Source organism: Kitasatospora sp. NPDC057223 (assembly GCF_042669755.1).
In the GTDB taxonomy this organism is placed as follows: Bacteria; Actinomycetota; Actinomycetes; order Streptomycetales; family Streptomycetaceae; genus Kitasatospora.
Genome location: NZ_JBHUWW010000020.1, coordinates 78,113 through 86,598 on the forward strand (window position 1 = coordinate 78,113; position 8,486 = coordinate 86,598).

The 8,486-nt window shown below is 72.3% G+C and carries 7 protein-coding genes; 3 read left to right on the forward strand and 4 right to left on the reverse strand.

Going from position 1 to position 8,486, the window contains the following annotated elements; all coding sequences use genetic code 11:
* Nucleotides 1–76 precede the first annotated feature (76 nt).
* The gene (locus ACFUK0_RS10945) at nucleotides 77–1,537 is read right to left on the reverse strand and encodes an MFS transporter (protein ID WP_380248471.1); all 1,461 of its coding nucleotides are present in this window, start codon (nucleotides 1,535–1,537) and stop codon (nucleotides 77–79) included.
* A 147-nt stretch (nucleotides 1,538–1,684) separates the two neighbouring features.
* Nucleotides 1,685–2,893, reverse strand: coding sequence for an MFS transporter (locus ACFUK0_RS10950; RefSeq protein WP_380248472.1), 1,209 nt, complete (start codon nucleotides 2,891–2,893; stop codon nucleotides 1,685–1,687).
* Nucleotides 2,894–2,972: 79 nt separating this feature from the next.
* On the opposite strand from ACFUK0_RS10950, the gene ACFUK0_RS10955 reads away from it, so the two are divergent.
* Together ACFUK0_RS10955 and ACFUK0_RS10960 are read left to right on the forward strand one after the other, a co-directional pair.
* Nucleotides 2,973–3,605 (forward strand): TetR/AcrR family transcriptional regulator, encoded by a 633-nt coding sequence (locus tag ACFUK0_RS10955; protein WP_380248474.1) that lies wholly within the window; start codon nucleotides 2,973–2,975, stop codon nucleotides 3,603–3,605.
* A gap of 96 nt (nucleotides 3,606–3,701) precedes the next feature.
* A complete protein-coding gene (locus ACFUK0_RS10960; protein WP_380248476.1) occupies nucleotides 3,702–5,948 on the forward strand; it encodes an MMPL family transporter in 2,247 nt (748 codons plus the stop codon).
* A gap of 61 nt (nucleotides 5,949–6,009) precedes the next feature.
* Here the strand turns inward: ACFUK0_RS10960 and ACFUK0_RS10965 are convergent, their stop codons facing one another.
* Together ACFUK0_RS10965 and ACFUK0_RS10970 are read right to left on the reverse strand one after the other, a co-directional pair.
* A complete protein-coding gene (locus ACFUK0_RS10965) occupies nucleotides 6,010–6,783 on the reverse strand; it encodes a transglutaminase family protein (RefSeq protein WP_380248478.1) in 774 nt (257 codons plus the stop codon).
* 225 nt (nucleotides 6,784–7,008) lie between these two features.
* Entirely contained in the window at nucleotides 7,009–7,752 is a 744-nt protein-coding gene (locus ACFUK0_RS10970; RefSeq protein WP_380248480.1) for an NUDIX domain-containing protein, read from the reverse strand.
* Nucleotides 7,753–8,061: 309 nt separating this feature from the next.
* Here ACFUK0_RS10970 and ACFUK0_RS10975 point away from each other — a divergent pair.
* Nucleotides 8,062–8,486: 2-oxoacid:acceptor oxidoreductase family protein (locus ACFUK0_RS10975; protein WP_380248482.1), on the forward strand; the 425-nt coding region annotated here is incomplete at its 3' end.

The window sequence follows — 8,486 nt, forward strand, 5'->3', positions numbered from 1 at the left end:
GCCGGCCCCGCCGCCGGACGGCCGAACGGGCAGGGGCGGCCCGGACGGCTGCCCCTGCCCTGCTCGATGCCGCGGGTCACTCCGCGGCTGCCCCCGAGGGCCGGGCCGCCAGGTCGGCGAGTTCCACCGGCTCCACCTTCGGCGGCTCCGGGCGGATCACCGTGAGCGCCACCACGACGCCGACCACGGCCATCGCGGCGGCGCCGAGGAAGGCGTAGTGGAACCCGGCGTTGAGCGCCGCCGCGCGGTCGCCGCCCACCGAGGCGGTGCGGGACTGCGCCAGCGAGGCCAGCAGTGCGACGCCCAGGCCGGCGCCGAGGCGCTGGGTGGTGTTCACCACGCCGGACACGATGCCGGTCTGCCCGGGCGCCGCGGCCTTCACGCCGGGCATGGTGGCGCCGACGAAGCAGGCCGGCAGGCCCACCGCGAAGATCAGCGCCGCCGGCAGGAACCCGGTGAGGTAGTCGGCGTCCACCGGCAGCCGGCCCATCAGGAACAGGGCCACCGCCATCGCCGTCATGCCGAAGGCGAGGACCAGCCGCGGCCCGGCCGCCTTGAGCGCGACCGGGATCAGCGTCCGCGAGACCGGGATGCTGACCAGGGCGATCGGCAGCACGGCCATACCGGCCCGGATGGCGCTGTAACCGTGCACCTCCTGGAAGTACAGCGAGATGAAGACGAAGGCCGGCACGTGCGTCGCGCCGACCACCAGGTTGGCGGCGGCGGACCCGCTGATGTTGCGCTCACGGAAGATCCGGAACGGCAGCAGCGGCTCGTCGACCTTGCGCTCGATCAGCAGGAACGCGGCGCCGAGCAGCACGCCCAGTACGGTGAGCAGCCACTGCACCGGGCCCATGCCGCCCTCGGCCGCCGCCGTGACGACGTACACCAGCAGCAGCAGGGCGCCGGTGCCGGTGACCATTCCGGGCAGGTCGAGGCGCCGGCGTCCGACCGCGGAGAGGTCGACGCCGTCGGCGGGGAGCAGGCGCCCGCTGAGCACCAGGCCGGCCACCCCGATCGGCAGGTTGAGCAGGAAGACCCACTCCCAGCCGAGCGTCTGGACGATGATGCCGCCGAGCGCCACGCCGCCGGCCGCGCCGACCGCGCCCATCGCGCTCCACACGCCGAAGGCCCGCCGGTAGGCCTCCGGTTCGGTGAACGTGCTGGTGATCAGGGCGAGTTCGGCCGGGATCAGGATCGCGGCGCCCAACCCCTGGACGGCGCGGGCCGCGATCAGCAGCCAGCCCCACTGGGCCAGCCCGGCGAGCAGGGAGGCCGCAGTGAAGACGGCGAGGCCGACCTGGAACATCCGGCGCGGCCCGAGCAGGTCGGTGGCCCGGCCCGCGCCGAGCTGGAACCCGCCGAAGGTGACCTGGTAGGCCGTGCTGACCCAGACCAGCGCGACCACGCTCATGCCGAGCGCGGCGCCGATGGTGGGCATCGCCAGGTTGATGATCGAAACGTCCAGGAAGACGATCAGTTCGACGCCGGTGAGCAGGATCAGTGCCGCGCGCTTTCCCGCCAGTGCTGAGGCCATCTCGGCCCTCCCCTCCACGCGTTGAGGCCGTGGCTGTCCCACGGCCAAGTTACTGTAGTCTAACTCTAGTGGAAGACTCTAGTAAAGTCTTCCACAATCGGCCGGCCGCTCGGGTGCCCGCCCGGCGGGCCGGACGGGCACCCGAGCTCAGGCGCTCGCCCGCAGCGTCACCCGGCCGGCGCGGGCGCACAGCAGGGCCGCCAGGAAGACCGCGCAGACCAGCGTCCAGCCGCCGCCGAACCCGGCCCGCCCGTCCGCGAGCAGGCCGAACGCGATCGGTCCGGCCACGAAGCCGGCGAAGAAGCCCATCGACACCAGGGCCGAGGCGTGCCCGGTCTGCCCGAAGCCGCGCCCCTTGGTCACCGCGATCATCGAGACGGCGTTCGCGGCGGCGGCCGACCCGCCCAGGCCGAGCGCGCCGATCCAGACCAGCCAGGTGCCGTGGGTGGCGGCCGGGATGAGGACGGCGAAGCCGAGCGCGGCCACGGCCAGCACGAGCAGAGAGGACGGGATGTCCGACAGCCGGCTGCTGAACCGCGCCCAGAGCACCCGGGTGATGATCCCGGACAGGCCGATCGCGGAGATCAGCGCGCCGGCCTGCTGCTCGCCCATGCCGAGGCGCTGGTGGGCGTAGAGCGGCAGGTAGGTGCTGAGCGAGGCGAGCCCGCAGCCGACGCAGAGCGAGTAGGCCATCAGCCACCGGGTGGCGGCGTTCGGCGCGGCGGGCAGGCTGAGGACACGCGGGCCGGTCGGAGCCTGGTCGCGGGGCAGCGTCGCCGCGGCGGCGACGGAGGCGAGCAGGGCGATCGGCACGACCAGAAGGATCGCGGTCCGCCAGGAGAGCGCGTGGGCCAGCGCGGGCAGGCTGAGACCGGCGATCAGGGCGGCCAGCGGCGCGCCGGACTGCTTGATGCCGATCGCCAGCGCCCGCCGCTGCGGCGGCAGATGCGCGGCGATCAGCTTGTTGGTGGACGGATTCGCCAGCGCCTGCGGCACCCCTGCGAGCACCAGTGCCACGAGCAGCATCGGGTACCCGTGCCCGGCCGCCAGCAGGGCGAAGTCGGCGCCGATCAGGGCGGTCAGCACGATGAACGCCCGGCGTCCGCCGACCAGGTCGGTGAGGTGCCCGGCGTACAGCGACAGCACGGTCGCGGTGCCGAACGCCACGGCGGGCAGCAGCCCGAGCCGGGAGCGGGAGATGCCGAGGTCGTCGATGATGGACGGCCCGAGCGCCCCGATCGTGTACAGCACGAGCATCGACAGCCCCATACCCCCGGTGAGCAGGGGGACGAGCGACTTGGAAACGGGGCGGGACACGGCCGGATCGGCCGTCTGCGGTGTCGAGTTGACGGTCATACTTGCACCCTCCGCTGTGGTGGTGTAAATCTAGTGTCGAACTCTAGAGTTAAGCTACAATAAGTAGGTAGTGATCACCATGGTGAACCGGACAGACGGACGACGCCTCCGCTCGCAGCAGACCCGGCGGAGGATGCTCGACGCCGCCATAAAGCTGTTCGTGCAGAACGGCTACGGGCTGACCACGATCGAGTCGATCGCCCAGGAGGCCGGCGTCGCCGTACAGACGATCTACTTCTCGTTCGGGAACAAGCAGAAGATCCTCAAGGAACTGATCGACCTGCACGTCGCCGGCGACGACGACCCGGTGCCCACCCTGGAGCGCCCGCACGTCATCGCGGCACTGTCCGCCGAGGACCCGCACGAGCTGATCCGGATGCTGGCCCGGATGACCCGGGAGATCAGCGAACGCGTCGCCCCACTGCTCGAAGTCCTGCGCAACGCCGTCATCACCAACGACGACGGCACCGAGCTGTGGGCCGCCAACAAGGAGCAACGCCGCGTCGTGCAGCACCACTTCGTCGACGCCCTGGTGAAGGCCGACGCGCTGGTGGAGGGCCTCACCCCGGAGCGGGCCGTCGACATCTGCTACGCCCTGCTCGGCCCGGAAATGTACAACCTGCTGGTCACCGAACGCGGCTGGACGCCCGAGCAGTGGGAGAAGTGGGCCTACGACGGCCTCTGCTGCCACCTGATCGACGGGGCCCGATAGCCCCGGCACCCTGCGGCGTCCTGATCCGCGTCCTTCCGACACGCGGCGCCCCGGCCTGCGGCGGCGCCGGATCAACGACAACGACATGAGGATGCCATGTCCACAACCATCCAGGCCCACCCGGAAACCGGGGACGGGCCCGCCCCGGTCACCGGCCGCCTGGCCTCGCTCGCCCGGGTCCTGGTGGACCGCCGGCGGATCGCCATGCTGCTGGTGGGACTCATCGCGGTGGCCGCCGCCCTGGTCGGTGCGAGCGTCGAGAGCAAGCTGTCCAGCGGCGGGTACACCCCCGACTCGGCCGAGTCCATCAAGGCCGACCGGCTGCTCGCCGGCCAGTTCCACGCCGGCGCGCCCAACCTCGTGCTGGTGGTCCGGGCCGACGGCGACGTCGGTGACGGGGAGGCCGCCGCCGCCGGGCGCGAACTGACCGGGAAGGTCGCCGCGACCCCGGGTGTCGTCTACGCCCAGTCGTACTGGAGCGCACAGGACCCGACCCTGCGCTCGGCGGACGGCCGCACCGCACTCGTGCTGGTCAAGCTCGGCGGGGACGAGAGCCAGTCCTACCACCTCGCAAGGGACTTGGTGCCGACCCTGGTCGGCCGGCACGGCCCGCTGGACGTCAAGGCCACCGGCTCGGCCCAGGTGAACTCCGAGGCCGACGAGCAGAGCGCCCTCGACCTCAAGAAGGCCGAGGTGCTCGCCGCACCGCTCACCCTGATCATCCTGCTCGCCACCTTCGGCTCGCTGGTGGCCGCCTCCCTCCCGGCGCTCGTCGGTGTCGTCTCGGTGGTCGGCACCTACGCCGTGCTCCGGGTGCTCACCGAGGCGACCTCGGTCTCGGTGTTCGCACTGAACATCACCACGGCACTCGGCTTCGGCCTCGCCGTCGACTACAGCCTGTTCATCGTCACCCGGTACCGCGAGGAACTCGACGCCGGGCGCACCGTCACCGAGGCGGTCGCCGCGAGCCTGCGCAGTGCCGGGCGCACCGTGCTGTTCTCGGCGCTCACCGTCGTTCTGTCGCTCTCCGCCCTGCTGGTGTTCCCGATCTACTTCCTGCGCTCGCTGGCCTACGCCGGCATCGTCGTCGTCGTGATCGCCGCGGCCAGTTCGGTACTCGTCCTGCCGCCACTGCTGGCGCTGATCGGCCACCGGATCGACCGCTTCGACGTCTTCGCCCCGGTCCGCCGGCGGCTGCCCGGCTCGCGCACCGGCAACGGTCTCTGGCACCGCCTGGCGCACACCGTGATGCGCCGCCCGGTGCTGATCGGCGGCGGCGTGGCCCTGCTGCTGGCCGCGCTCGTCCTCCCCTTCACCCAGGCCAGGTTCGCGCTCATGGACGACCGGGTACTGCCACGCGGCAGCGCCTCGCAGGTCGCCTCCGACACCGTCCGGGCGGAGTTCCACGGCGCGCAGACCTCGCCCGTCGTGGTCGTCGCACCCGCCCTCGACCCGGCGAGGAGCCAGGCCGAACTGACCGACTACGCACAGCGGTTGTCGGCGATCCCGCACACCCAGCGGGTGGACTCCGCGGTCGGCACCTTCGCCGCCGGCAACCTGGCCGCGCCCGCCGGACCGGCCTCCGCCGCCTTCGCGGCCGGCGGCGGCAGTTGGCTGTCCGTCGTCTCCGACGTCGATCCCGGCTCGTCCGCCGGCGAGGCGTACGCCCGCGCCGTGCGGGCGCTGCCCGCGCCCGCCGACGTCCTGGTCGGCGGTGACGCCGCGACCCAGGTGGACACCAAGGCGATGCTCAGCGGCCGGCTGCCCTGGGCCGGGGCGATCATCGCGGTCAGCATGCTCGTCCTGCTGTTCCTGTTCTCCGGCAGCGTGGTCATCCCGCTGAAGCAGCTGATCCTCAACATGCTGAGCCTGACCGCCTCCTTCGGCGCCATGGTGTACGTCTTCCAGGACGGCCACCTCAAGTGGCTGGTCGGTGACTTCGTGCACACCGGGCAACTGGAGGTGACCGTGCCGATCCTGATGTTCTGCGTCGCCTTCGGCCTCTCCATGGACTACAGCGTCTTCCTGCTGTCCCGGATCCGGGAGGAGTACCTGGCCACCGGCGACAACACCCGCGCCGTCGCCTTCGGCATGGAGCGCACCGGCCGGCTGATCACGGCGGCCGCCCTGATCGTCGCCACCGTCCTCGGCGCGCTGGCCACCTCCGAGCTGAGCATCCTGAAACTGCTCGGGGCGGGCCTGGCCCTCGCCGTCCTGATCGACGCCACGCTCGTCAGGGGCCTCCTGGTCCCTGCCGCCATGCGGCTGCTCGGCGAGGCGAACTGGTGGGCGCCGGCGCCGCTGCGCCGGCTGCACGCCAGGTTCGGGCTCACCGAGGACTGAGGGCGCGGAAAATGGCTGGACGGCCTCGGCCGTCCAGCCATTCGCGTACGTGCGCGTCACCTCAGGAGGCGGCAGGCTCGACCTGTGGGGCGCCGGCCGGCAGCGCGCGGTAGGCCAGGTACAGCGCGGGGTGGCGCCCGCGCAGCCAGCGTTCGAACCGCTGCTCCGCCTCCGCCGGATCCCGCATGCCCGCGCCCTCCGCGCGCAGGAAGTCCATGTAGTGGTTGGCGATCCGCACCGGCACCCGCATCGCCCGGCGCATCGGCTTGGCCATCAGGCCGTCGATGTCGGCGGCCGGCGACCGGTCGTCCAGGATGTGATGGGGGTCCAGGTTGAGCATCGCGTCCCGGGTGCCGTCCCAGTCCACCATCCGGCTCTGCGGGTTGAGATGCACCGTCCCCAGGGACAGCGCCTTGTCGTCCGAGGGGTCGCACCGCACCCAGACGCCGTCGAGCTCGACACACGCGTACACGTGCTTGCTCACCTCGCCCACCAGGCGGCTGAGCCTGCGCGGCGCGATCGGGCCGAAGTACTCGCGCCCGCGCACCGACATGATGCCGTATCCCGCCGGGATGCCGGACGAACGCAGCAGCGCCACCAGAAGGTTGGCGCTGTTCGTACAGGTGCCGCTGGCATGCGCGAGTGTCTCCACCGCACTCCGCTGCCAGTTGCCGACCTCGTAACGGACCGCATCCCGGACGAATCGGAACATCGCCACCGCGGTCTCCCGGTCGTCCCGGGCGTCCGCCTGGAGATCGGCGGCGAGACCCTTGATGACCGGATCGGAGTAATCGCAGTACCAGGTCTCCTGAAGGAACGGGTTGGGCATCGCCATGTCTGACTACCTCTCACTGACCGCAGAGCTCCGCTGTGTTGAGCCTGGCTGGCGGCTCAGGCGGAAGGCGACTCCGAGATTGCTCACAGTGAGCAGGCGAGAGCGCACGCCCCCTGCGGCGAGGTGGTCGGTACCGGTGGTGCAGGCCGCCCGGGGCGGTCGGCCGCGAGGTCAGCGGGCTCAACAGGTCCGGCGGGCTCGGCAGCTTCGGCAGGCCCGATGGGCTCAGCGGCCGAGCAGGGCGCGCAGCCGAAGCAGGTTGGCGGCGTGCACGTCGCTCATCCGCGCCGGGTCCACCCCGGCGACCCGGAACCACCCGGCCGTCAGCGCGTCGTCCCGCCCGGCCGCCGGGGGCGGGTCCGCCGAGGTGGCGGGCAGCCGGACGTGGTAGGCCGTGTTCTCGATCCACGCGTTGTCGGTGTTGCGCAGCGAACCCGCGGCCACCCCCCGGTGCAGCAGCTCCACGCCCCCCGCGCGGACGACGACGCCGGTCTCCTCGTACACCTCGCGCAGCGCCGTCCGCAAGGGGTGCTCGAACGTGCCGTCCGGCCGCGGGTCGCAGAACCCACCGGGAAAGGCCGGCTGGCCGGTGTCCCGCCGCTCGACCAGGAGGACCCGCGCGGCTGCGCCCTCGCCGAGCGTGACGACCCCGTCGGCGGTGGGGTTGGGCCCGAACCGGCGCAGCCGGCCGAGCCCTGCGATGCCGGTCGGGCCCGCCGGGTTGAGCGGCCGGCCGGTGCGTCCGTCCCGGAGCAGCACCGGGTGCGCGGACAGTCGGGCGGTGCGGCGCCACACCTCGGCCATATCGGCGTCGTCGTCCCAGCCGAGGGCCGCCCGCCGGGCCGGGTCCCCCGCGAACTCCACGGCCGCGTAACCGGGGCGCAGGGTGTACCAGTCGCGTTCCTCGGGCACGGCGGCATCGGGGTAGCCGATCCGGCGGCGAAGCTCTCCGAACGTCCTGCGGTCCACTCGCCGGCCCTCCCACATCCGCCCGCCGGGGACGTCCGAGCCTTGCACATCCGGGCCGGTCCGCACCAGCGGCGCCGTGCCGCGGACGGCCCGGGTACCGGAAAACCCGCCTGCCATCCAGAGGTTGTGCAGAGCGGCTCCAGTGCCCTGACCGCAGACTCCGATGCGAGGGGCCAGGGGCGGGTCCGACGGAGAGCCCCCGAAACCCCAGCGGCCGGGCCCGACGCCAGGCCGCCCCGGAGCAGGGCCGGTCCCCGACACCCCCGGGGGACCGGCCCATTCCCCCAACCGCCTTCGCAGCAGAGGGAGATGTTCATGGTCAGCACGGCCGGCGAGGCCAGCGCGCCCAATCGGTCCAAGCCGGTGAAGCGGCTGGACCGGGTGATCATCCGGTTCGCCGGGGACTCCGGTGACGGGATGCAGCTGACGGGTGACCGGTTCACCTCGGAGACGGCGTCCTTCGGGAACGACCTGTCGACGCTGCCGAACTTTCCGGCCGAGATCCGGGCTCCTGCCGGGACCCTGCCGGGTGTGTCGAGTTTCCAGCTGCACTTCGCGGACCACGACATCCTGACCCCGGGCGACGCGCCCGACGTGCTGGTGGCGATGAACCCGGCCGCTCTGATGGCCAATGTCATCGATCTGCCGCGCGGTGCGGAGATCATCGTCAATACGGACGAGTTCACGAAGCGGGCGCTGGCGAAGGTGGGGTATGCGGCCGATCCCCTGGGGGA